General features: G+C 59.0%; 24 protein-coding genes. 13 read left to right on the top strand and 11 right to left on the bottom strand.

The window, feature by feature from the left end; translation table 11 throughout:
• Positions 1 to 44: 44 nt before the first annotated feature.
• The 5 genes from QCD60_RS09990 to QCD60_RS09970 all read left to right on the top strand — a co-directional run bounded on the left by QCD60_RS09990 (position 45) and on the right by QCD60_RS09970 (position 4,509).
• A complete protein-coding gene (locus QCD60_RS09990) occupies positions 45 to 869 on the top strand; it encodes an ABC transporter permease (RefSeq protein ID WP_279784788.1) in 825 nt (274 codons plus the stop codon).
• Positions 870 to 1,004: 135 nt separating this feature from the next.
• On the top strand, positions 1,005 to 2,213 hold the full coding sequence (locus QCD60_RS09985) for a CaiB/BaiF CoA-transferase family protein (protein ID WP_279784785.1): 1,209 nt from the start codon (positions 1,005 to 1,007) through the stop codon (positions 2,211 to 2,213).
• Between the two features lie 10 nt (positions 2,214 to 2,223).
• A complete protein-coding gene (locus tag QCD60_RS09980) occupies positions 2,224 to 3,183 on the top strand; it encodes a hydroxymethylglutaryl-CoA lyase (protein ID WP_279784784.1) in 960 nt (319 codons plus the stop codon).
• A 19-nt stretch (positions 3,184 to 3,202) separates the two neighbouring features.
• Positions 3,203 to 3,997 carry a hypothetical protein gene (locus tag QCD60_RS09975; RefSeq protein WP_279784782.1) on the top strand — a complete coding sequence of 265 codons (795 nt, stop codon included), beginning with the start codon at positions 3,203 to 3,205 and terminating at the stop codon, positions 3,995 to 3,997.
• An 80-nt stretch (positions 3,998 to 4,077) separates the two neighbouring features.
• A complete protein-coding gene (locus QCD60_RS09970; protein ID WP_279784780.1) occupies positions 4,078 to 4,509 on the top strand; it encodes a GNAT family N-acetyltransferase in 432 nt (143 codons plus the stop codon).
• Between the two features lie 51 nt (positions 4,510 to 4,560).
• On the opposite strand, the gene QCD60_RS09965 is transcribed toward QCD60_RS09970, so the two are convergent.
• Entirely contained in the window at positions 4,561 to 4,959 is a 399-nt protein-coding gene (locus QCD60_RS09965; protein ID WP_279784778.1) for a VanZ family protein, read from the bottom strand.
• Between the two features lie 229 nt (positions 4,960 to 5,188).
• On the opposite strand from QCD60_RS09965, the gene QCD60_RS09960 reads away from it, so the two are divergent.
• The 3 genes from QCD60_RS09960 (at position 5,189) to QCD60_RS09950 (ending at position 7,805) form a co-directional block, all read left to right on the top strand.
• Positions 5,189 to 5,794, top strand: a complete 606-nt coding sequence (locus QCD60_RS09960; RefSeq protein ID WP_279784776.1) for a DUF416 family protein — start codon at positions 5,189 to 5,191, stop codon at positions 5,792 to 5,794.
• Between the two features lie 5 nt (positions 5,795 to 5,799).
• Positions 5,800 to 7,416, top strand: coding sequence for a sulfite reductase flavoprotein subunit alpha (locus tag QCD60_RS09955; protein WP_279784774.1), 1,617 nt, complete (start codon positions 5,800 to 5,802; stop codon positions 7,414 to 7,416).
• A gap of 221 nt (positions 7,417 to 7,637) precedes the next feature.
• A complete protein-coding gene (locus QCD60_RS09950) occupies positions 7,638 to 7,805 on the top strand; it encodes a hypothetical protein (protein WP_279784772.1) in 168 nt (55 codons plus the stop codon).
• Positions 7,806 to 8,008: 203 nt separating this feature from the next.
• On the opposite strand, the gene QCD60_RS09945 is transcribed toward QCD60_RS09950, so the two are convergent.
• Positions 8,009 to 9,640 carry a methyl-accepting chemotaxis protein gene (locus QCD60_RS09945; protein WP_279787908.1) on the bottom strand — a complete coding sequence of 544 codons (1,632 nt, stop codon included), beginning with the start codon at positions 9,638 to 9,640 and terminating at the stop codon, positions 8,009 to 8,011.
• A gap of 392 nt (positions 9,641 to 10,032) precedes the next feature.
• Here QCD60_RS09945 and QCD60_RS09940 point away from each other — a divergent pair, with 392 nt between their 5' ends.
• Positions 10,033 to 10,293 (top strand): hypothetical protein, encoded by a 261-nt coding sequence (locus tag QCD60_RS09940; RefSeq protein WP_279787907.1) that lies wholly within the window; start codon positions 10,033 to 10,035, stop codon positions 10,291 to 10,293.
• Positions 10,294 to 10,321: 28 nt separating this feature from the next.
• Here QCD60_RS09940 and QCD60_RS09935 read toward each other — a convergent pair whose 3' ends face one another.
• A complete protein-coding gene (locus tag QCD60_RS09935; RefSeq protein WP_279784770.1) occupies positions 10,322 to 11,215 on the bottom strand; it encodes an acyltransferase in 894 nt (297 codons plus the stop codon).
• Between the two features lie 324 nt (positions 11,216 to 11,539).
• Between QCD60_RS09935 and QCD60_RS09930 the strand changes: the two genes are divergently transcribed.
• Entirely contained in the window at positions 11,540 to 13,831 is a 2,292-nt protein-coding gene (locus tag QCD60_RS09930) for an EAL domain-containing protein (RefSeq protein ID WP_279784768.1), read from the top strand.
• A 51-nt stretch (positions 13,832 to 13,882) separates the two neighbouring features.
• Here the strand turns inward: QCD60_RS09930 and QCD60_RS09925 are convergent, their stop codons facing one another.
• Positions 13,883 to 14,821, bottom strand: a complete 939-nt coding sequence (locus QCD60_RS09925) for an NADP-dependent oxidoreductase (RefSeq protein ID WP_279784766.1) — start codon at positions 14,819 to 14,821, stop codon at positions 13,883 to 13,885.
• Positions 14,822 to 15,128: 307 nt separating this feature from the next.
• Here QCD60_RS09925 and QCD60_RS09920 point away from each other — a divergent pair, with 307 nt between their 5' ends.
• The 3 genes from QCD60_RS09920 to QCD60_RS09910 all read left to right on the top strand — a co-directional run bounded on the left by QCD60_RS09920 (position 15,129) and on the right by QCD60_RS09910 (position 17,415).
• A complete protein-coding gene (locus QCD60_RS09920) occupies positions 15,129 to 16,133 on the top strand; it encodes a 2-hydroxyacid dehydrogenase (protein WP_279784765.1) in 1,005 nt (334 codons plus the stop codon).
• Between the two features lie 77 nt (positions 16,134 to 16,210).
• Entirely contained in the window at positions 16,211 to 16,435 is a 225-nt protein-coding gene (locus tag QCD60_RS09915; protein WP_279784763.1) for a hypothetical protein, read from the top strand.
• Between the two features lie 110 nt (positions 16,436 to 16,545).
• Positions 16,546 to 17,415 carry a response regulator gene (locus tag QCD60_RS09910; protein WP_279784761.1) on the top strand — a complete coding sequence of 290 codons (870 nt, stop codon included), beginning with the start codon at positions 16,546 to 16,548 and terminating at the stop codon, positions 17,413 to 17,415.
• A 94-nt stretch (positions 17,416 to 17,509) separates the two neighbouring features.
• Here the strand turns inward: QCD60_RS09910 and QCD60_RS09905 are convergent, their stop codons facing one another.
• The 7 genes from QCD60_RS09905 to proC form a co-directional block, all read right to left on the bottom strand.
• Positions 17,510 to 17,950, bottom strand: a complete 441-nt coding sequence (locus QCD60_RS09905) for a DUF4426 domain-containing protein (protein WP_279784759.1) — start codon at positions 17,948 to 17,950, stop codon at positions 17,510 to 17,512.
• Between the two features lie 26 nt (positions 17,951 to 17,976).
• The gene (locus QCD60_RS09900) at positions 17,977 to 18,528 is read right to left on the bottom strand and encodes a GNAT family protein (RefSeq protein ID WP_279784757.1); all 552 of its coding nucleotides are present in this window, start codon (positions 18,526 to 18,528) and stop codon (positions 17,977 to 17,979) included.
• Positions 18,529 to 18,543: 15 nt separating this feature from the next.
• On the bottom strand, positions 18,544 to 19,137 hold the full coding sequence (gene metW, locus QCD60_RS09895) for a methionine biosynthesis protein MetW (protein WP_279787906.1): 594 nt from the start codon (positions 19,135 to 19,137) through the stop codon (positions 18,544 to 18,546).
• A complete protein-coding gene (locus QCD60_RS09890; protein WP_279784755.1) occupies positions 19,137 to 20,351 on the bottom strand; it encodes a homoserine O-acetyltransferase in 1,215 nt (404 codons plus the stop codon). Before QCD60_RS09890 ends, metW begins: the two co-directional genes overlap by 1 nt.
• A gap of 71 nt (positions 20,352 to 20,422) precedes the next feature.
• On the bottom strand, positions 20,423 to 20,716 hold the full coding sequence (locus tag QCD60_RS09885; RefSeq protein WP_279784753.1) for a DUF167 family protein: 294 nt from the start codon (positions 20,714 to 20,716) through the stop codon (positions 20,423 to 20,425).
• A gap of 27 nt (positions 20,717 to 20,743) precedes the next feature.
• Positions 20,744 to 21,292, bottom strand: coding sequence for a YggT family protein (locus QCD60_RS09880; protein ID WP_279784751.1), 549 nt, complete (start codon positions 21,290 to 21,292; stop codon positions 20,744 to 20,746).
• A gap of 18 nt (positions 21,293 to 21,310) precedes the next feature.
• Positions 21,311 to 22,135: a pyrroline-5-carboxylate reductase gene (gene proC, locus QCD60_RS09875; RefSeq protein ID WP_104155042.1), complete on the bottom strand. Its 825-nt coding sequence runs from the start codon at positions 22,133 to 22,135 to the stop codon at positions 21,311 to 21,313.
• Between the last annotated feature and the right edge of the window lie 154 nt (positions 22,136 to 22,289).

Here is a 22,289-nt window from a genome sequence, read left to right as displayed (position 1 = left end):
GCGCTGCGTCGGCCGTCGGGCACCAGGGTTTGAGGAGCACAACGATGTCGTCATCCGCATCGACCGGTGCAGCTGGCGTGGCCCAGCCTGCCATCAGCTATAAAGCCAGGATTCGTCTGTACCAGCTCGCGTTGCTGATCGGACTGTTCCTGTTCTGGGGGATCACCACGCACTACGGTATTCTGCCCAGCTTCTTCTTCGGTGAGCCGATCCCCGTGCTGCAACAGGTCTTCGACTGGTTCAGTGGCACCGCCATCTACATGCATCTGGGGATTACCCTGCTGGAAACCCTGCTGGCGTTCGTGATCGGTGCCGTACTGGCCATGATCGTCGGCCTGTGGCTGGGTCTGAATGATCTGGCCTCCGCCGTGGCTGACCCCTACATCAAGGCCATGAATGCGATGCCAAGGGTGATTCTGGCGCCAATCTTCGCCGTCTGGTTCGGCCTGGGTATCTGGTCCAAGGTGGCGCTGGGGATCACCCTGGTGTTCTTTATCGTGTTCTTCAACGTTTATCAGGGCGTGCGTGAAGTCAGCCCGACCCTGGTCGCCAATGCGCGTATGCTGGGCGCCTCACGCAAGCAGCTGATCCGCAGTGTCTACCTGCCTTCTGCCACCAGCTGGGTGTTCTCCAGCCTGCATACCTCGGTGGGGATGGCCTTCGTCGGCGCCGTTGTCGGTGAGTATCTGGGCTCAGCCCGCGGCATGGGCTATCTGATTCATCAGGCCGAAGGGGTATTCGATATCAACACCGTGCTGGCGGGGATTCTGGTGCTGACCATCTTCGCCCTGATTCTCGACGGACTGGTTACGGTAGTGGAGAGCAGACTGCACGGCTGGCGGCCTGTGGCGGACCATTCCGGCCACTGACGGCCTGAACCCTGTCTGGTGGGCATTGCCCGCTGGATCCTGCCCGGATCGTGAGCAGGTTCTTATCTCCGTGGTCTGTCTCCGCGTTAGCTGTGGATTTTCGTCATCGTATTTTCTGTTGCAAGGGAGGCCTCCATGCTGACCGATTCTACCCAACCGCTGCCCCTGCAGGGGGTCAAGGTCATCGAACTGGGAACCCTGATCGCAGGCCCTTATGCTGCTGCAGTGCTGGCCCAGTTTGGTGCCGAAGTGATCAAGATCGAGTCGCCCAAGGGCGGCGATCCGCTGCGTACCTGGCGCAAAATGCACAAGGACACCTCGTTGTGGTGGTACTCCCAGAGCCGCAACAAGAAATCCATCACGCTCAATCTCAAGTCGGCAGAAGGTCAGCAGATCGTCCGTGATCTGGTGCAGGAGGCCGATATCGTTATCGAGAACTTCCGCCCCGGCTGTCTGGAAGAATGGGGGCTGGGCTGGGAGCAGCTGTCGGCGCTCAATCCGGCCCTGATCATGGTGCGGATTTCCGGTTACGGCCAGAGTGGCCCCTACAAGGACCGGCCGGGTTTTGCTGCCATCGCCGAGTCCATGGCGGGGATGCGTTATGTCACCGGTTACCCGGACCGGCCACCGGTGCGGGTCGGGGTCAGCATCGGCGATACCCTGGCTTCGCTGTACGGGGTGATCGGCGCCATGATGGCCATGCACCATCTGAAAGTGAATGGCGGCAAGGGTCAGTTTATCGACGTGGCGCTTTATGAAGCGGTGTTCGGGGTGATGGAAAGCCTGATTCCCGAGTTCTCGGCGACCGGCTTTATCCGCGAACGCAGTGGTTCCAGCATGCCGGGCATTTCGCCTTCTAATACTTATCTCTGTGCCGACGGCAGCTATGTGGTGATTGCCGGGAATGGCGACAGCATCTTCAAACGCCTGATGCAGGCCATTGGTCGTGCTGATCTGGCCGATGATCCGCGACTGGCCAAGAACGATGGCCGCGCCCGGTACAATGACGAGCTGGATGATGCCATTGGTGCCTGGACCGGTCAGCACAGCCTGGAGCAGGTACTGGCCGCGTTGCAGCAGGCCGACGTGCCCTGCGGCAAGATCTACAACGCCGCCGATATTGCCAGCGATCCGCATTTTGCAGCCCGTGAGATGATCGGCCACCACACGCTGGAAGACGGGCAGGCGGTGGATATTCCCGGCATCGTACCCAAGCTCAGTGCCACCCCGGGGCAGACCCGCTGGCTGGGGCCGACCCTGGGCCAGCATACCGAAGAAGTACTGGCCAGCATCGGCATTGACGCCGCCCGGCTGGCGGACCTGAAAGCCCGTGGTGTGGTGTGAGGGAAAGGTCATGAGTCTGTTTTCAGCACTGGCGGCCGGTGAGCGGCCGCAACTGGCCATCAACGAAGTGATGACCCGCGACGGGCTGCAGAGTGAAGCGCTGTTCGTGCCGACCGAGGCCAAGATCGCGCTGGTCGATCAGCTGTCCTGCACCGGGCTGGCCAAGATCGAGGTGACCTCCTTTGTGTCACCCAGAGCCATTCCCAATCTGCGTGATGCGGCGGAAGTGATGGCCGAGATCATTCGTCATCCCGGCGTCACCTATGTGGCGCTGGTACCCAATGTGCGTGGGGCGGAGCGGGCGCTGGAGTGCTCGGTGGATGAGATCAATCTGGTGATGTCGATTGGCGAAGAACACAATCTGGCCAATATGCGTATGACCTGTGCCCAGTCGCTGGCGCAGTTTGCCGACGTGATGTCCCTGCTGCAGGGCTCACCGATGAAGGTCAATGGCACGCTGGCCACCGCATTTGGCTGCCCGTTTGGCGGCGGGCAGAGTGATGAGCGGGTACGCTGGGCCATTGATGCCTATCTGGAGCTCGGCATGCACAGCATCACGCTGGCCGATACCACCGGCATGGCCTTCCCCCGGCAGGTGTATGAGCGCGTCGCGGCGGTCAGACCAGCCTATCCGCAGCTGCCCCTGACGCTGCATTTCCACAATACCCGCGGGATGGGGCTGGCCAATGTGCTGGCCGCTGTGGAGGCTGGCGCGCGCTCGTTTGATGCCTCGCTGGGCGGCATTGGCGGTTGCCCCTATGCACCGGGCGCCAGCGGTAATATCAGCACCGAGGATACGGTGCATATGCTGGAAGGCTGCGGTATCGCCACCGGCGTTGATCTGGATGCACTGCTGGCGATCGGCCGTGAGCTGCCCACCTTGCTCGGTCACGATCTGCCCGGGCAGATTCTCAAGGCGGGAAAAAGCTCGGAACTGCGTCAGCGCGGGAGTGTCAAAGCCCAGTCGTGACCTGCAAGCGGGGCAAACTATGGGGCTGGGAAAACAAAGGGGGTACGGCACGTTGCTGGCGCTGCTGCTTATTGCGATGGCCGCCGCAGGCCATGCTGCCCCGCTAACGGGACCGGCTTATACCACTGAGGTGTTGACCCTGCCGGGCAGCACCGCGCGTGCCCTGTATTTAAGCCCTGCTCATCCGCGTGCGGTCCTGCTGATGCTGATCGGCGGTACCGGACAGCTGGGGCTGACAGCGGATGGTCATCTGGCTCACCGCGCTAATGTGCTGGTGCGCACCCGTCGTGACTGGCTTGCGCGTGGCTATGCCGTTCTGCTGCCCGATGCACCTGATCGCCATAGCCTGCGCGGTCAGCGATCCTCCTCTGCCTATCTGGCGTACCTCAACCGCTGGCTGGACCGTATAGCAGGTCAGACTGCTGCACCGGTGATTCTGCTGGGGACCAGTCAGGGCTCGATCGCAGCCGTCAATGGCGCTGCCCATCTGACTGCACGCCTGCACGGCGTGGTACTCAGCGAGCCTGTTACGGTGTCGGGTGGCAGTCACGAGACGGTATTTGATGCAGGCCTGCAGCAGGTGGCACTGCCCACCCTGATTGTGGCCAACCATGATGATCAGTGCCCGGTCACTCCGGCCAGAGGCGCGGCACAGATACCTGCTCGGATGCCGCTGGCGCAGACCAGGCTGATATATATCGATGGTGGTGCAGGCGACAGCGCCGATTGCGACTCGTTGTCAGCTCACGGCTACCGTGGGCAGGAAGCTGCCTTTGTCCAGCATGTAGCAACGTGGATACAGCAGCTGCATTGACCTGAGCAATGGCTTCAGGCATTTGTATCGGCTGGTCTTCCTGACTGCTTCCACATTCACGCTGTCTACAAGGGGCTGCTATGTCCACTTCTTCTCTGCACTACCATCTGGATCGCACACTGACCGCTGAGCAGTTTGTTGATGTGCTTAACCGCTCCAGTCTGGGCGAGCGCCGCCCGGTGGATGACCGTACCACCATTCAGGGCATGCTTGATCATGCCGATCTGCTGATCACCGCCTGGGACGGTGAAACCCTAGTAGGGGTGTCGCGCGCTGTGACTGACTTCCACTACTGCTGCTACCTGTCTGATCTGGCGGTCGACAAGGCCTGTCAGCATCAGGGCATCGGCATCGAACTGATGGAGCTGACCCGTCAGCAGCTGGGGCCAAAGTGCACGTTGATTCTGCTGGCCGCTCCCGCCGCACAGGACTACTACCCCAAGGTCGGGTTCGACGCCCATCCACGCTGCTGGGTAGTGGCGCCGGGCAACAGGATTGAACGCAAGGGCTGAACAGCAAAACGCTGCCAGCCAATGGTAGCGGCCGGGCACATTACCGGTGGGTCAGGCTTGCACCCGCCTTCCCGTCAGCTGTCGGTGCAGCACTAGGCTCAGCCAGGTGAAGGCTGCAATGCCCAGTGCATCGGCCAGCAGATCCTTGCCATCCAGGGTGCGGGAAGGGAAGAAGTATTGGCTCAGTTCTTCCAGCAGCACGAAGCTCAGTACCGCCAGCGTGCCGTAGGGTAAGGTCAGGCGCTGCCAGCGTATTCCGCGGCAGGCGCTGGCCAGATTGACCAGCAGGGTGAGCAGGCCAAACAGGCCCAGATGGCCGACCTTGTCGGCGTAGGGTGTACGGCGGACAAAGTCGAGAAAGAGGTTGCTGGCGCCGGTGTCGGCCTGATAGATGATCCACAGGATAAAGGCCAAGAAGGCAAGGGCGAGGCTACTGATCAGTGTGCGCATGGTCCATTCCTGCGTGATGAAGAATGAGGGCATGCTAGCACTGTGATCCCAGTCTCCACCGTGTGGATTCAGTGTGCTTTTGCAGTGCGGGGCAAGAAGGCAGAAAAGCGCCTGATCGGTACCGGTCCGGCACGATTTCTGCTCATTCTCTGATCATTCAGCCTGTACCCGTGATCGGCTACTGGGGTAAAATGCCCGTCCAATGAATACCCGCCGGAGTACCTCTTCAATGTATCAGCTTGATGATCTCGAACAATTACTGGAACAGCGCCCAGAGTGGCAGCGCGCCCTGTTCGCGGTCTCCATGGCAGAACGCCTTTTCCCCAACTATGCCCTGTTTGCGCGGGTCGCCGAATTCGGTGATGCAGCGGTGCTGCGCAACGCACTGGACAAGACCTGGGACAAGCTGGCGGGCCGTCGCAACGTGGTCCATGTGGAAGAGCTGCTGGACGAGCTGGACAGCGTCACTCCTGATCTGCGTGAGTTCGATATGTACGGTGCTCACGCCGCACTGGACTCCTGTGTCGCCCTGAATACCGCGCTGAATGCACTGGAAAGTGGCGAAGCCGCCGATGCTGCCTCTTCGGCACAGGTAGTCCAGGAATGCATCGCCGGTTTTGTCGAGTTCACGGCACCCAATGATGACCTGTCCGACGAAGAGCTGGTACGTCTGATCAATACCCATGAGCTGACTCAGCAGCAGGACGAATACGTTGCCTGGTTGCTGGATGAGCTGAAGCAGCACACCAAGGTGGATGCTGCCTGGATCGACGAGCTGCGTGCAGCGGCTGTCAATGAAGGCGTAAGTGCCATCGGGATCTCTGACGACGAGTAACACCCATGACCGCAGCGCCCTCTATTGCGGTCGGTTATGCCAGCGAATCGGGTAATGCCGAAACGCTGGCCAGACATCTGACCCAACTGCTGCACGATCAGTTCCAGCAGCAACTACCCTCCCAGACGCTCTCCATTACCTGTCTGAGTCTTGACGATCTGGCAGCCCAGGTGGCGCACGCCGATATTCTGCTGCTGATCAGCAGCACCTATGGCGCCGGTGATATCCCCTCCAACGGCGGGCATTTCCTCAGCGAACTGAAAGCCAAACGGCTGCAGGTGCAGGAAAAACAGATGGCGGTGCTGGCGCTGGGAGATCGTGCCTACGATTCTTTCTGTCAGGCCGGTCGTGATCTTTATCGTCTGCTGGCGGAGCAGGGTGCCCATGTGCTGGTGCCCCTGTTCGAGGCCGATACCAGCTTTCAGCCAACCTATAACCAGTGGCTCAGCCGCTTGCTGCCACGCCTTGGGCTGGCGGTACCGGAAAAGCTACTGGCCTTCAGCAAGACCTACAGTGCACGAGAGCCTTTTCTGGCGACGCTGACGCATCAGCACCGTTTGACCTCTGCTACGGCTGACAAAGACGTACGCCACTATGTACTGAATATCAGCGGTGCCGGGATACATTATCAGGCGGGTGACAGTATCGGGGTGATGCCGGTCAACAGCCGTCAGCGGGTCGAGGAAGTGCTGGCGGCGGCGGGGTTGCAGGGCAATGAATACTGCCGCCGTGCCGATGGCCATGATGGCCCCATTGCTGAGTTGCTGAGCCGGTATATCGAGCTGACAACGCCCGGCCAGACCATGCTGCAGTGGCTGGCTGAGGTTACCGGGGCCGAATGGTTACAGGCCCTGCTGCATCCCAGTCAGGTGCAGGCTCTGTGTCAGTTCCAGTTCACGGCGGATCTGGCCGAGGTATTGCGCCGGGTGTCAGGGCAGGTTGATCCGTTGCAGCTGCTGGCCCGACAGAGCGGTTTACTGCCCCGTTACTATTCGCTGAGTGCCAGCCCGCTGAGCCATCCTGACGAGTTACATCTGACTGTCGCTACCCTGAGTTACAGCAAGCAGGGCGCCACCGTGCAGGGTACCGCCTCGGGTTGGCTGGCGAGCTTGCCGCTGGGGTCCAAAGTGCCGGTGTTCCTGCAGCCCAGTCCATTATTCCGCCTGCCGGAAGACCCTGAGCGCGATGTCATCATGATTGGCCCGGGTACTGGTATTGCGCCTTTCAGAGCCTTTCTGCATGAACGTGAACAGCTGCAGGCCGGTGGCCGTAACTGGCTGTTCTTCGGTGAGCGTCATCGCGCCAGCCATTATCTTTATCAGGCGGACCTGCTGCGCTGGCAGCTGCGCAAGGAGCTGACCCGTCTGGATCTGGCCTTCTCCCGTGATCAGGCAGAGTCTGTCTACGTCCAGCACCTGTTGCTGCAACACGCTGCCGAGGTGTTCGCCTGGCTGGAAAATGGCGCTTGTCTCTACGTCTGTGGTGACAAGACCCGTATGGCCGCTGATGTGGATCGGGCGCTACGTCAGGTGCTGGTGGAAGGCGGCATGAGCGTGGCGGATGCCGGGCGTTATCTGCTCAGGTTGCGGATGGAAAAGCGCTATCTGCGCGACGTGTATTAAGCCTGTTACTCCCCTCATGCGCGTCTCTCCAGCGCGTCTGTGCCGGCCACGTTAATCTGTTGTTACGTGGCCGACACGACCTGCAATCTCTGCTTCAGCCCATACCACCACTGCTACGCACCCATGCTGCCCTTTACACTCTCTATACAGCGCTGCCGCTATGCTGTTGACGGCTGTGGCATCATCGCGCACACCGCGTCAGATGGTGCGAGGAGAGAATCGTGAAGAAAAAGATGTTGATGTTGTCTGCCGTGGCGTTGCAGGGCCTGACACTGGGTGGCTGCTATCCCTGGTTCCCATGGGGACCGCATGATGGTGGCGGCGGTGGAGGTGGTGGTGGCCACTGGGGCGGCGGCGGTGGACCGGGTTCCGGTTACCATGGCCACTGATGGCCACTGTTACCACTACTATTCAGAGCGCGGGCCGTTAGCCGCACGCGACAGGAAGGGAAATACCCACCGGGTATAAGGCAAGACGGGGCAGAGCGGATCGCTGCCCCGTTGTGCTGAGAACGTGCACACGCGTTGCCAGGTGTCGGCCACAACGGGCTGACCAGACCCCCTGCGTGCGCACTTCAGGCGATTAGCACACCTCAAACGCTAAAGCGTGCCGTCCATTGCTGCATGTCTCTGGCGCTGCTGGCCACCAGTCCGCTTTGCCGGGCGATATGGTGAGAGCCACTGTCAGTCTGATGAGCAATGGTGGCGATATTGGCCAGATTGCGGCTCATCTCTTCAGCCACGTTGCTTTGCTGCTGGACAGCAGTAGCAACCATGGCGTTCATATCACGAATTTCGTCGATCTTGCCCACGATGACATCAAAATGTGCACCGGTTTCTTCGGTGTGACTGACGCTTTTCTCGGCCTGCTGTAGCCCACGGTGCATTGACTGCACGGCATCCTGACAGGCTTGCCGCAAGCGTTCGTTGAGCTGGGTAATCTCTTCGGTGGACTGGCGGGTACGCATGGCCAGGGTGCGCACTTCATCGGCCACCACGGCAAAGCCACGGCCCTGTTCGCCAGCACGGGCTGCCTCGATAGCGGCATTCAGGGCGAGCAAATTGGTCTGTTCGGAGATGGCCGTGATCTGCTGCAGGATGGTGCCGACTTCCTCGCCGTGTTTTTCCAGCATGGTGACGGTATCTGCGGAGGTTTCGATGGCCTGTGCCAGAGAACTGATCTGCTGGATATTTTCCTGCACCAGTTTGTGCCCGGCCTGTGCGCGCTCACTGACTTCCTGAGTGGTGTGCGCCGTGTTGACTGCGTGCTGCGATACTTCCACCGAACTGGCAGCCATTTCCTGCATGGCGGTGACCAGCTGATTGGTCTCGTTGTTCTGCTGCTCGATACCCTTGCGGCTCTGCTCTGCCGTAGCAGACAGCTCGGCACTGTGCTGATTCAGATTGTTGGCCTGTTCATGCATGGACCTGACCAGCTGCTGCAGGCTGTCGAGTGACTGATCCAGACGCTGACTGAGTACACCCAGCTCATCGCGGGACTGATGGTTCAGGCGGCTGGTCAGGTTGCCTTTGGCCATCTGCTCGATAACGGCCAGCGCCCCCTGCAGTGGCTGGCTGATGCTGCGGCTGATTTCCCGGCTGAGGTAGACGGTGATCAGCAGTGCCCCCACCAGCACGGCGATCAGTTTGCGCGCCTCGTGCCAGAACAGGCTGTCGACATCATCCAGATAGACACCGGTGGCCGCGACCCAGCTCCACGCTGGCGCCCGCTGTGCATAAGCCACCTTGGGCACCGCTGCGGACTGGCCGTCCTTGCTCCACTGATATTGCGCAACCGCTTCACCGGACTGGCGCACATCAGTGATCATGCGGGTCAGGAAGGGGTCGCCGCCGGCATCTTTCACCTGTGCCAGATTCTGACCATTCAGTTTTGGCAGCAGCGGGTGCATGACGAACGTACCCTGCTCAGAAATGATGAAAACATAGTTGTTACCCGCGTAGCGCATGGCGCCCACGGCGGCCATGGCCTGCTGCTGGGCGTCGGCTTCGCTGAGTTTGCCCTGTCTGGCCAGCGCGGCGTAATGGCCGATCAGGCTGTTGGCCTGCTCGACGATGTCCTTATTCTGCAACTGGCGCTCCGCCATGATCTGGCCACGCAGCATGATCAGGTTGTAGCTGGCGATCAGGATCACCACCAGGGTCATCAGGCCAAACAGCAGTGCCAGTTTCTTGTTGATGGAGACATGCTTGATGATGCTTTGCACAGTAATCAACCTCAATTCATCTAATGAGTTCTGTAGGCTTTCGGGGGGCAGTGGGCACTGGCAGGTACAACATCTTTCATCAAAGTGGCGCTGCACCGCTTAATTATTGGTTTTTCATCGGCGGTGCGAGCTGAGTTCTTATTGGTAGCTGGAACAGGTTCAACTAACTGCCTGCCCCTTTGGAAATAGCGTTGAAATTTTTCCGCCTGATTATAGTGGCGGTCAGAAAATTAGCTATAACGGTTCAGCTGCCAGCGCTGGCCGTCATGTCGACTGATCTGTGCAGATCAACGGACGACCAGATTGGCGTCTTTGGGGGTGTCATCGCAAAACGTCATTCCAGCAAGATGTGCTAGCATTGCCGCGCTTTGCAGATAGGGGGCAGGAAGGTGATGTTGCGCTGGGGTTTGGTGTTGCTGATAGCACCATTACTGCTGTTGATGGGGGTGTACTGGCACGAGTTCGGCAGCGTCAACGAATGCATCCTGCAAGGTGGGCAGTATGACTACCGGCTGCATGAATGCACCTTTGCTGTCACGATGCCCTTTATACCTTTCGCTGAGCGCTATCCACTGCTGGTCAACCTGTCGATGCTAGCAGCACTGGCGGGGTTTGTGCTGTGTCTGATGGGGTTGTATTCCCGCCGCCGCTGATCTCAGAGCCCGTTGTTAACCAGCAGAATCAGCCCTGCGCCTGTTGCCTGAGGGCGGTGATGCGCTGATCCTTGTGTTGCCACAGGCTGTTGATCCAGTCCTGAAAGGCTGCACGGAACTGTTCATCCTGTTGATAATCCCCTTCCCGCAGCGCCTCCGGCACCGGAATGGCGCGGACCTCCATCACCACCCGACGAATCTGCCCGGACAGCAGATGCCAGAAACTGGGTACGCTGCCATCAGCATAGACAATGGTGACGTCCAGCACGGTATCGATCTGCTGGTGCATGGCTGACAGCACAAAGGCCACGCCTCCCGCTCTTGGTTTTAGCAGATGGCTGAACGGAGACTGCTGCTGATCGTGTTTGCGCTGAGTAAAGCGCGTGCCTTCCACGTAATTGATCAGGGTGACCTTGCGGTCCTGCAGTTTGTCACAGGCGATACGGGTAATCTCCAGGTCTTTGCCACGCAGTTGCGGGCGTCGCTCCAGTTCAGCACGGCTGTAGCGGCGCATGAAGGGGTAATCCAGTGCCCACCATGCCAGCCCTAGCAGAGGCACCCAGAACAGTTCGCGCTTTAGGAAGAAAGTAAAGAACGGTGCCTTTTCCAGCATCAGTTCCATCAGCGCAGGTATATCCACCCAGCTCTGATGGTTACAGATAATCAGGGTCGAGCGTTGCGACAGGATGTGCTCACGGCCCCGAATATCCCACTCGGTGCCGGTCAGCGCGTGCAATATCCGCCGATTGGCTAGTGCCCAGCAGCGGGCTATCCAGCGTACGCCGGTACCACAACGCCGACGCAGGGCGGGTACCGGCAGCAGGGCTTTGAGCAGGGCCAGGATCAGCATCGGTACGATACCGATCAGGGTGTTCAGTACAATCAGGCTGGCACTGGCCAGTCCAATGATCAGCGACGGCATGATGTCTCCGGTCTGGGGGCAGTGCCATCTCCGTCATGGTCCGGTGTGGCGTGCAACGGCTTGTGGACCCTGTGCACAGGCTGCGGGCACGGGTCTCTTGTTCTGTCATTTAACTGACTATTCACGTCATCTTGACCTTTTATGCACTGGCATCAGCCGCAATTGCCTCAGCATCCTCTACTATTCAAGGAGTCTGGACACGCTGGCCAGAGTCGGGACGTATTCTGGCAGCAAAATGAATAAAGTCACCGTCTGACGCAGGGAAATCAACCGCGCGGGTGGCACTGACATTCAGGGTCTTTCCGCATGGGGTGGATAAGAGGGGTGTTGTTGGTCCTTGTCTGGCTGAGCCTGACAGGGCGTGCCGGGGCGGAGATGCCCGTGCAGAGCATCACCGCTTTGCCGGGAGATCTGCTGCAGCAAAGCGGGACACCGATGATGCTGATCGATCCTGAGTCTGGTCGTATTCTTGCTGCCAACCCGGCCGCCATTCATTTCTATGGTTACAGCGGCGAACAGCTGGCACGCATGAGCATTGATCAGATCAACAGTCTTGATCCTGCCGAGGTAGCCGCCGAGCGCCAGCGCGCGCTGAAGGAAAAGCGTAACTACTTCGTCTTCCCCCACCGACTGGCTAACGGTGATATTCGCACCATGCAGGTCAACTCCTGGCCTGTACAGATCAAGGACGGCGGCAAAGCGTTGTTTTCAGTGCTGATTGATGTCACCGGGCAGCCACTGGCCCGTGACCAGCTGCTGAGCTACACCGGCAAGCTGGAGTCAATGGTGGAGGCGCGCAACAGCGAACTGCTGCAAACCCAGGTGCGTTATACCCGTATGCTGATGGCCGCGCTGGCCGTCACTCTGGTGGTGATGCTGTGGCTGATGGTCAATGTGCGTCGCCGTCGGCATGCCGAGAAGGAGCTGACACGGCAAACCATCCTGCTCAGTGGCCTGCTGGACTCCATCCCGGATCTGGTGTTCTTCAAGGACCCGCAAGGGGTCTATCTTGGCTGTAATCTGGCGTTTACCCACTTTGTTGGCCGTGACCGTGACCGCATTGTCGGCAGCACCGATGCAGACATGTTCGGTGCGGAGCTGGCTGCCATGTTCCGCAGCTATGACGAACGCATGATGCAATCAGGCATGCCAAGCTCCAATGAAGAAGAGGTGCGTTACCCCGATGGCCGCCAGGTGCTGCTGGATACGCTCAAGGCACCGCTGCACGACGCCTCTGGCAAGCTGGTCGGTCTGCTGGGCATCAGTCGTGATATCACCGCGCGCAAACAGGCCGAGGCACGCATCGAGAATCTGGCCTTCTACGACTCCCTGACGCAGTTACCCAACCGTATCCAGCTCAATCAGCGCCTGCCGGAGGTGATTCAGCAGCTGGGTGTGTCCGGTCTGCATGGGGTGCTGCTGTTTATCGATCTGGATTACTTCAAGACCATCAATGATGTCTTCGGCCATGCGACCGGTGATGAGTTGCTGCAGATCATGGCTGGTCGGCTGCGTCGTCATGCCCGCGAGGGGGATATTCTGGCGCGCCTCGGTGGCGATGAGTTTGTACTGGTGATGACGCAGCTGAGCAGTGATGAGGCGATTGCCCGCGCCGATGCGGATCAGCGTATTGCGGAGTTGCAACGCCATATGGCCATGCCTGTGTCGCTGCATGCCCGTGAAGTGAAGCTGGGGTGTAGCGTTGGCGCGGTGCTGTTTGGTGACACATGGAAAGTGCATGCCGATCTGCTCAAGTGTGCTGATATGGCCATGTATCAGGCCAAGGACGCCGGGCGGGGCACCTGCAGCTGGTACGAACCGGCACTGCGGGAGCGCATTGAGCATCGCTTCACTGTGGGGGAAGAGCTGCGTCACGCGCTGCGTAAGGATGAGTTTGTGCTGTATCTGCAGCCGCAGGTGGATGGCAACGGGCAGATTTGTAGCTTTGAAACCCTGGTGCGCTGGAAGCATCCCCAGCGTGGGCTGGTCCTGCCTGGTGAGTTTATCCCGGTAGCGGAAGAGAACGGTCTGATCGCCGAGCTGGGCGACTGGGTGCTGAACCATACCTGCCATCTGATGGCGCAGCATCCGCGGCTGCACTGCTCGGTCAATGTCAGCGTGCGGCAGTTCCTCCATCCTGAATTCCTTGACCGCATCGGCAGCCTGCTGCGTGATCATGAAATTGGCGCCAGTCGTTTGACCCTGGAGGTGACAGAAAGCCTGCTGATTGCCGACGTTGAGCAGGTGGCGCTGAAGATGCAGTCGTTGCAGCAACTGGGGGTACGGTTGTCCATTGATGACTTTGGCACCGGTTATTCGTCACTGGTGTATCTCAAGCGCCTGCCCATTGATGAGCTGAAGATTGACCGCGATTTTGTCCGTGACCTGCCCGGCGACACCAGTGATGCCTCGCTGGTCGTGCTGATTCTGGCCATGGCGCGCCATCTCAATCTGTCCGTGGTGGCGGAAGGTGTGGAGAACGCCGAACAGGCTGAGTTCCTGCGGCAGCACGGCTGTCATTACTATCAGGGTTATTTCTACGGCAGACCGCAACCCATCGACAGCTGGCTGGACGTGCTGGATCACGCCCGAGGGGTGCGCCCGGCGGCCATCTGAGTCTGTCATCGCCGCTACGGCAGAGGCGCGGCGGCGATGAGCGAAGCACGATCAGAAGGTGAGGACGATCTTGCCACGCACCCGGCCACTGGCGCTGAGCTGATGCGCTTCTCTGACCTGCTGGAACGGGAAGGTGGTGGAGACTTCCACCCTGACCTTGCCAGCCTCCACCAGATCAGCAATTTCCTGCAACTGGTCAGCCGAAGGGAATACGCGCATGCCGGTAGCACGATAGCCGTGCTGGGAGGCCGCCTCTACCACTTCTTCTGCGGTTTTTGACGGCAGGGTAACCAGTACACCATCGTGTTTGAGCACCGCCAGGGCTTTGACGCCACTGCTGCCACCTACGCCATCCAGTACGATATCAACATCACGAACGGCGTCTTTCAGTTCCACTTTCCAGTAATCAATACAGGCATCGGCACCCAGCTGGCGCAGATAGTCGTGATTGCGTTCCGACGCGACGGCGATAACCTCGGCACCGGCCTGTTTGGCAAACTGCACGGCCAGATGGCCTACTCCCCCTGCGGCAGCCAGAATCAGCACACGTTGACCGGCGCGCAGGTGAGCATAGTCATGCAGTGCTTGCCACGCGGTCAGACCGGCCAGTGGCAGTGCTGCGGCTTCGGCAAAGCTGATGTTGTCGGGCTTGTGCACCAGATGGGCGGCATTGGCGGAGACTTCTTCGGCATAGCAGCGGCCGGGCTGCGGGAAGTTGAGCAGGCCCATCACTTCATCACCGGGCTGGAAAATGGTCACCTCCGAGGAGGCCGATTCCACCACGCCAGCCATTTCCCACCCCAGAATCAGCGGTAAGCCGTTAGACAGGCTGGCTACGCCACCGCCTTCGCGGGTTTTCCAGTCAATCGGGTTAACTCCCGCCGCCTGGCTGCGGACGATGACGTGATCGGCTTCCAGCAGCGGACTGGGCAGTTCATCGATCTGCAGTACGTCCGCGCCACCAAAGGCATGGATTTGAATCGCTTTCATGGTTAACCCCCTGGCTGTACCCGTGTTACCGAGCCGGGCACGGTGTGCATCCGGTCCGGTAGCGTTATGGCTATTATTTTTATAAGTGCGGTAACGGTTGTGGTTAACGTCGACAAATACTGACGTTTATCAAAAATCCTTATCTATTCTTAGGGGAGGTGGTGCACTGTCGCAAATCGCTGACCTTATACCTAGGTCGCATAGGTTATGCTTGCCGGTGCCACTCCCACTGCCGGATGGCCGACTCTGTGGTGCTATTGAGTGTAGTCGTTGCGGTGCTAACTGTTTGACGAGAGAAGGAAAGTCCATGCGTGTTGCCGTGTTTGGAAGCAAGCCCTATGACCGTGAATTCCTGACCCGTGCCAATCAGGGGTTTCAGCATGAGTTGCAGTTTTTCAAAGTGCGACTGAACGAAGAAACCTGCGAACTGGCGCGAGGCTTTGCGGCAGTATGTGTGTTCGTCAATGACCAGCTGACCGAGGCTGTGCTGACTGATCTGGCGGCCCATGGGCTGCAGGTGATCGCGCTGCGCTGCGCTGGTTTCAACAATGTTGATTTGCTGGCGGCAGAGCGTCTGGGCGTCAGTGTTGTCAGGGTGCCTGCTTATTCACCCGAGTCGGTGGCGGAGCATTGTGTCGGCCTGATGCTGACTCTCAATCGTAAATATCACCGTGCCTTCCAGCGGGTGCGGGATGGCAACTTTGCCCTGCACGGCCTGCTGGGTTTCAATTTTCATGGCCGCACGGCAGGTATTGTGGGTCTGGGTCGCATCGGTCTGGCCACTGCACGGATTCTGCAGGGTATGGGGATGCGGGTACTGGGTCATGACAAGTTCCCCAGTGCCGAGGCGGCGAGTCTGGGTATTGCGCAGGTTGCCCTGGAGCAGCTGTATGCCGAAGCAGATGTGATTTCCCTGCATTGCCCGCTGACACTGGAAACCCATTACCTGATCAATGCCGACAGTCTGGCGCAGATGCGCGATGGCGTAATGCTGATCAACACCAGCCGGGGCGGGCTGATTGATACCGCCGCCGTGATCGCCGCGCTGAAAAGCGGCAAGATCGGTTATCTGGGGCTGGATGTGTACGAGCAGGAAGGGGATCTGTTCTTTGAAGATCTGTCGTCCGAGGTGATCCATGATGATCAGTTTGAACGCCTGCTGACGTTCCATAATGTGCTGATTACCGGCCATCAGGGCTTCTTTACCGAGGAGGCACTGCACAGCATTGCCGAGACCACACTGCAGAATCTGGCAGATGTGGAAGCGGGCCAACCCTGTTTGAACAGAATAGGGCGTGATTATTTGGCCTGATCCTGCTACAAATCGGGAACAATTCTGTCCGCACGACAACAACAATAATGACTGTGGCGATGCCACCGGAGATTGCCATGATTGCACTGCTTGAACCGATTCTGCTGCTGGCCGGACTGATTCTGATCGTCACTGGCTTGCTGCTGTACGGTATGCGTACTCAGGACTGGCGATCACTGAGAGTTTTCTGGCGGCCAACCGTGGCCTTTCAGGCCAGAGAGTACTTTCTGTACAAGCTTGGTATCACCGTCATGGTGATCGGCTTGTTTGCCCGTCTGTATAACCATCTGGGCTTTGCCTGAAGGGGCGAGACGATGGGCAGGAAAGTGCGGCATGGCTGAGCGTGTGAGCAGGCTCTGAGAGCAAAGGAAAGATGTACCCGGCCACAGGGCGGGGTAGGTAAGGGGAAACAATGGCAGATGTACGGCTGCTGGTAGTGGACGACGCCAGCTTTATCCGCGACCTGGTGAAACGGGTCATCAAATCCAAGTTGCCTGCTATCGAGGTAGAAGAGGCCGTTAACGGCAAGCGTGCCTTGAGTCTTCTTGGCAAGGTGGATTTCGATATCGTCCTGTGCGACTGGGAAATGCCGGAGATGAGCGGGCTGGAAGTGTTGCAGTGGATGCGCGGTCAGGATCGCTGCAAGCAGGTGCCCTTCATCATGATTACCAGCCGGATTGATAAGGAATATGTGATTCAGGCGGTGCAAAGTGGTGTGACGGACTATATCGGTAAGCCATTCAGCAACGAACAGCTGATCAACAAAGTCGCCAAGGTACTGGCCAAGAAGCATGATCTGCGTGCTCTGGCCCGCCGTGATGATCAGCCGTTGCAGGCCGCGCAGGGTAATCCACTGCAGGCTCAGGCCATTCAGCCAGCGAAAATTCAGGGCGTTGCGGCTGACTCGGTGAGTGTGCTGACAGGCGGGAAAAGCGCCGGAAGTGGCCGTAAGGTGGCTTCCAGCAATGCGCCCAAGGGGCTTGCCCAGCTACGGTTACCGGACAATGTCACGGCGCGCTGTGTGATCAAAGACATTAGCCTGCAGGAAGCGACGCTGGTGGTGAAAACCGAAGAGCGTGTGCCCAAGGTGCTGGAGTCGGCGGTGGTCGATATCGAGCAGGAAGGCGGCAAGCAGGTGGCGCGGGTCAATGGCTTTGTGTTTTCCGTGCAGGCCAGCGAACGCTCGGCCAGTAGCGAATTCATCAGTGTCAAAGTGGTGTTTGTCGACAACGATCCTGAGAAGTTTGAGGCGCTATCGCATTTCGTCGCGGGCCTGCGCTGATATCTCTCCTCTCATAGAAAGCACGTCCTGAGGTGGCGGGTGCAGACAGGTGTGCCCGCCACTGTTCATTGTGACGGCCTTGCGGCTGTCGCCATCAGTCGCGAAAAAATGTCTGGGTGAAGTGCAGCTCGTGGGCCGCTCCCTGTGGATCAGGGCGCACGGTGATGCTGAACTCCAGGGTATCGTCATTACTGATGGTGAAGTCGCTCAGGTAATAGACCGCCGAGGGTTCCGTGATCTCCTGAAAGGTCAGCGTGATACGCTGGCCAGCGAGGTTTTTGACCGAGCCGCTGATCATGGTTTTGCCGGGCTTGCCGTCTTTGAGCACGGCGATATTCAGTAACCCACGTTCCTTACTGCGCACCAGATGGTACTGACTGGCTATGTCCGGCTGCAGAAAGGTCGAGTTGAAGGCGTTGTAGTGGACTTCATAGGCGCCGAACTGCTGCTTCTGTTCAGCGACTGCCGGGGAGGTCAGGCACAGTGCCAGCAGGGCAATACTGCCCCATTGCGTAAGTCTGTTCAGGATAGCCATAGCGTTCTCCACTGATGCGTAGTCACTTACCGCTTACTGGTCAGCCATTCCTCGTGCAGTAAACCGTACAGTTCATGGTCGACATAGTCGTGCTGCAGACGTTCAGCCCGACGCAGCCTGCCTTCGTGGCGAAAGCCCAGCGCCTCGGGTAAACGACGGCTGCGCAGATTGCTGCTGGCTACCCGGATTTCCAGTTTGGCCAGCTGCCACTCATCGAAAGCCAGTGCCAGCAAATGGCTCAGGCAGCGTTGCATGATGCCTTTGCCCTGATAAGGCTCGGCCAGCCAGTAACCGATCTTGGCGCTTTGCAAGCGCCAGTCCACCTGCTGCAGGCCGAGGCATCCGGCCAGCTGCCCCTGATAGATAATCGTCAGGGACATGGCCTCGCGCTCAGCCAGCAGCTGTAACTGCTGGCGCAGAAAGGCCAGGGTGTCGTCACTGCTGAGGGTATCGTCAACCCAGGGCAGCCACTGGCGTAAATAGGCGCGCTGACTGTCGATCAGGGCAAACAGCGGTATGGCCATGTCCGGCAGACAGAGGCTGAGGCTCAGGTCATCGTCAATGCGGCGTCGGAACATGGCGCTCTCCTGTTATTAACGGCTGACCCGATAGATGGCCACTTCGCCCAGCAGGTTGGGCAGGTAGCGGCTGGCCCAGTTGTCCTGATGCTCGGAATCCACCACGGTGCGTTCCAGTATAGCGATACCGCGTTCGCGGCAGAGTTGCTCGAAGTCACGGAAAGTACAGAAGTGGATGTTGGGGGTGTCATACCACTCGTAGGGCAGGAACTTCGACACCGGCATCCGGCCAATACCTGCCAGATGCAGGCGGTTGCGCCAGTGGCCGAAGTTGGGGAAGGTGATGATGCATTCACGTCCTACCCGCAGCATTTCCTCCAGCGCCTGATCCGGGCGGTGCAGGGTCTGCAGTGCCTGGCTCATCAGCACCATATCGAAGGTGTTGTCACGGAAGTTGGCCAGCCCCTTGTCGAGGTTCTGCTCCAGCACACAGACGCCGCGGTCGAGACAGCGGCGAATATTGGCAGGATCGATTTCCAGACCATAGCCGGAGACCTGCTTGTGCTGTTTCAGGTAATCGAGCAGGGCGCCATCACCACAGCCAAGGTCAAGGACACGGGTGCCGGGTCGTACCCATTGCTGAATCAGTTGCAAATCGGGGCGTAACATCATGGCTGTCCTCCCTGTACGGCGGGGATGATGTTGAGATCCGACGCTACCCGGTCAAGGTAGGTCTGCATCAGTTCCATGTAGCGCGGGATGGGCAGCAGGAACGCATCATGGCCCTGTGGTGCGTCGATTTCGGCATAGCTGACGTCTTTTCCGGCCACGACCAGCGCGTTGACGATTTCCCGTGAACGCTCCGGTGAGAAACGCCAGTCGGTGGTGAACGACATCAGCATGAAGCGGCACTGGGCGCGGCTGAGGGCGACGGCCAGATCATCATCGTATTCACTGGCGGGATCGAAGTAGTCCAGCGCCTTGGTCATCAGCAGATAGGCATTGGCATCAAAGGCGGTGGAGAACTGCTCGCCCTGATAGTGCAGATAGCTTTCCACCTGAAAGTCGACATCGAACTCGAACGACAGCTTGCCGCGCTTGAGCTCACGGCCGAACTTCTCGCGCATGGCTTCGTCGGACAGATAGGTAATATGGCCCACCATGCGGGCCAGCATCAGCCCGACCTTGGGGTAGGAGTGATGATCCGCATAGCGACCCTGATGGAATTCCGGGTCCTTGCTGATGGCCTGACGGGCCACTTCGTTGAAGGCGATATTCTGCGCTGACAGCTTGGGTGCCGAGGCGATGACCATGGCATTGGCCAGTCGCTCGGGGTAGTCGATGCTCCACTGTAGCGCCTGCATGCCACCCAGACTGCCGCCGATGACTACGGCCCAGCGCTGAATACCCAGACGGTCAGCCAGACGCGCCTGAGCAGTAACCCAGTCCTTGACGGTGACGATAGGGAAGTCCGGGCCGAAGGGCTGGCCGGTCGTCGGATTGATGCTGGTTGGCCCGCTGCTGCCATGACAACCGCCCAGGTTGTTCAGGCCGACAACAAAGAATTTGTTAGTGTCGATGGGCTTGCCCGGACCGACGGCAGAATCCCACCAGCCGGGTTTACGGTCTTCCAGACTGTGATAACCGGCAACATGATGATGGCCAGACAAGGCATGACAGATCAGGATGGCATTGGAGGCATTGGCGTTGAGGGTGCCGTAGGTTTCCACCATCAGCTGATAGTGGTCCAGCGTGCGGCCGCAGGACAGCTCGAGGGGCTCATCAAAGACAAAGGTCTGGGGCGTGACCAGACCGACACTGTCGGGGGGCAGGTTTAACTGTGCCGGGCTGGCAGCAGTATCCGCGGTGGCATCATGACTCATTTCGGCTTCATATCCTCTAGCAACGGAACCGGCAGGCGCCTGGCGGCACCCGAGCCGTCAGACGCGAGGGATCAGGAGCGCATCATGGATTCAATAACGGCGGGAACGGTCAGCGGGCCATGGATACAGACGCGCTTGTGACGATTCAGTTCGCCGGAAACGATTTCGACATCTTTTCGGGTAACGGCAAAGGCACTGGCCAGAAATCTGACCAGATGGCTGTTGGCCTTGCCTTCCACCGGTGGAGCGGTGATGCGGATTTTCAGCGCATCACCGTGCAGACCGACGATTTCATCCTTGCTGGCTTTGGGTTGCAGATGGCAGACCAGTAGCAGGTCCTGTCCGCGCCATTCAAAGAAACTCATCGGTCTGTCTCCGTCATTTCACTGTGTTCAGACAATCACGAAACGTTGTACCTGACCCTGGGCCAGCTGGATGACCAGAAAAATCAGAATCGGGGACAGATCCAGACCACCCAGTGGTGGAATGACTTTACGCGACAGGCGATAAACCGGCTCGGTAATCTGCATCACCAGTCGCGCGCCGGGATGATCGGCATTGGGTGCGACCCAGCTCAGGATGACCGAGATCAGAATGGCCCAGAAATAGATACGCAGCAGCGAGGATACTACCCCGGCCAGACTGCACAGCACGACATAGGTGGCAGGCAGGCTGCCGCCGTAGGCGCGGAAGTCGATGATCAGCACCATCAGCACTTCGACGGCCAGCGCCAGTAGCAAGGACGAGGTATCCAGACCACGAATACTGGGAACTGCGCGGCGCATCGGTGCCAGCAGTGGCTGGGTGGCCTTTACGATCGCCTGTGAGATCGGGTTGTAATAGTCTGCACGCGCCATCTGCAGCAGAAAGCGCAGTAGCACGATCGACAGATAGGTACCGCCAATGATGCTTACAAGTAGATAAATAGGGTCATTACCCATGGCACCCTCACTGGTCGCTTAGAGATTTTTCATTTCGGCGGCTAATTCTTCGGCGCGTCGGGCGCAGGCCTGCATGGCGGACAAGGTTAACTCATGCAAGCCACCCTGTTCAAAGGTCTGCACAGCCTGCTCTGTGGTGCCTTTAGGTGACATCACCCGACGTTTCAGTTCGCCCGGCGGCAGACCGCTTTCCTTGGCCATCCGCGCGGCGCCGAGGGCAGTCTGGATGGTCAGCTGCATGGACTGTTCAGCGCTGAGCCCTAGCTTTTCACCCGCGGCGGCCATGGCTTCCATAAACATGAAAAAGTAGGCAGGACCACTGCCAGAGACCGCGGTGACGGCATCCAGCTGGGCTTCTTCATCGACCCAGGTCACCAGACCGACAGCCGCGAGGATTTTCTCGGCCAGCACCTGCTGGACGTCGCTGGCATGGCTGTTGGCGTACAGGCCACTGGCCCCGACTTGCAGCATCGCCGGTGTGTTGGGCATGCAACGCACGATAGGCATATCGCTGCCCAGCCACTCGGCCATCGACTCCAGTGTCACTCCCGCGGCAATGGAGATAATCAGCGGCTTGTGGTTGAGATGACCACGCAGGGCGATACAAACGTCACGCAGTACCTGAGGTTTGACGGCCAGGACTACCACCTGTGCTTCATGTACCGCTTCAATATTGCTGGTTGCCGTGCGGATACCGTACTTGTCTGACAGCTGCAGCAGATTGGCAGGAGTGCGGTCACTGGCCAGGATGAAGTCGGCAGGGTAACCGTTAGCAATCAGACCGCCGATAATGGCGCTGGCCATATTACCGGCACCGATAAAAGCCAGAGTCGCTTGTGACATAGTGAATCCTTGGTATCTACTGTCCCATCCTGTCGGCAGAGTGGGAGGTTGCTCGGATGCGGCTGACCGCGCGGGTCGTGCTGCTTATATGGGGTTGAATAGCGGTATTCCAGCCCTGTGTTCCGCGCTGTAGCGGATGGATACGCTTATTGCA

Origin of the sequence: Pokkaliibacter sp. MBI-7 (genome assembly GCF_029846635.1) — a bacterium.
Lineage (GTDB): Bacteria > Pseudomonadota > Gammaproteobacteria > Pseudomonadales > Balneatricaceae > Pokkaliibacter.
This window is presented reverse-complemented; position numbering and strand designations above follow the sequence as displayed.

Bases quoted from the DNA above. Each gene is read 5' to 3' on its own strand.
- QCD60_RS09985 (WP_279784785.1), top strand. From the start codon at position 1,005: ATGCTGACCGATTCTACCCAACCGCTGCCCCTGCAGGGGGTCAAGGTC.
- QCD60_RS09970 (WP_279784780.1), top strand. From the start codon at position 4,078: ATGTCCACTTCTTCTCTGCACTACCATCTGGATCGCACACTGACCGCT.
- QCD60_RS09980 (WP_279784784.1), top strand. From the start codon at position 2,224: ATGAGTCTGTTTTCAGCACTGGCGGCCGGTGAGCGGCCGCAACTGGCC.
- QCD60_RS09955 (WP_279784774.1), top strand. From the start codon at position 5,800: ATGACCGCAGCGCCCTCTATTGCGGTCGGTTATGCCAGCGAATCGGGT.
- metW (WP_279787906.1), bottom strand. From the start codon at position 19,137: ATGTTACGCCCCGATTTGCAACTGATTCAGCAATGGGTACGACCCGGC.
- QCD60_RS09925 (WP_279784766.1), bottom strand. From the start codon at position 14,821: ATGAAAGCGATTCAAATCCATGCCTTTGGTGGCGCGGACGTACTGCAG.
- QCD60_RS09975 (WP_279784782.1), top strand. From the start codon at position 3,203: ATGGGGCTGGGAAAACAAAGGGGGTACGGCACGTTGCTGGCGCTGCTG.
- QCD60_RS09880 (WP_279784751.1), bottom strand. From the start codon at position 21,292: ATGGGTAATGACCCTATTTATCTACTTGTAAGCATCATTGGCGGTACC.
- QCD60_RS09910 (WP_279784761.1), top strand. From the start codon at position 16,546: ATGGCAGATGTACGGCTGCTGGTAGTGGACGACGCCAGCTTTATCCGC.
- QCD60_RS09965 (WP_279784778.1), bottom strand. From the start codon at position 4,959: ATGCGCACACTGATCAGTAGCCTCGCCCTTGCCTTCTTGGCCTTTATC.
- proC (WP_104155042.1), bottom strand. From the start codon at position 22,135: ATGTCACAAGCGACTCTGGCTTTTATCGGTGCCGGTAATATGGCCAGC.
- QCD60_RS09935 (WP_279784770.1), bottom strand. From the start codon at position 11,215: ATGCCGTCGCTGATCATTGGACTGGCCAGTGCCAGCCTGATTGTACTG.
- QCD60_RS09960 (WP_279784776.1), top strand. From the start codon at position 5,189: ATGTATCAGCTTGATGATCTCGAACAATTACTGGAACAGCGCCCAGAG.
- QCD60_RS09920 (WP_279784765.1), top strand. From the start codon at position 15,129: ATGCGTGTTGCCGTGTTTGGAAGCAAGCCCTATGACCGTGAATTCCTG.
- QCD60_RS09905 (WP_279784759.1), bottom strand. From the start codon at position 17,950: ATGGCTATCCTGAACAGACTTACGCAATGGGGCAGTATTGCCCTGCTG.
- QCD60_RS09890 (WP_279784755.1), bottom strand. From the start codon at position 20,351: ATGAGTCATGATGCCACCGCGGATACTGCTGCCAGCCCGGCACAGTTA.
- QCD60_RS09990 (WP_279784788.1), top strand. From the start codon at position 45: ATGTCGTCATCCGCATCGACCGGTGCAGCTGGCGTGGCCCAGCCTGCC.
- QCD60_RS09885 (WP_279784753.1), bottom strand. From the start codon at position 20,716: ATGAGTTTCTTTGAATGGCGCGGACAGGACCTGCTACTGGTCTGCCAT.
- QCD60_RS09900 (WP_279784757.1), bottom strand. From the start codon at position 18,528: ATGTTCCGACGCCGCATTGACGATGACCTGAGCCTCAGCCTCTGTCTG.
- QCD60_RS09915 (WP_279784763.1), top strand. From the start codon at position 16,211: ATGATTGCACTGCTTGAACCGATTCTGCTGCTGGCCGGACTGATTCTG.
- QCD60_RS09940 (WP_279787907.1), top strand. From the start codon at position 10,033: ATGTTGCGCTGGGGTTTGGTGTTGCTGATAGCACCATTACTGCTGTTG.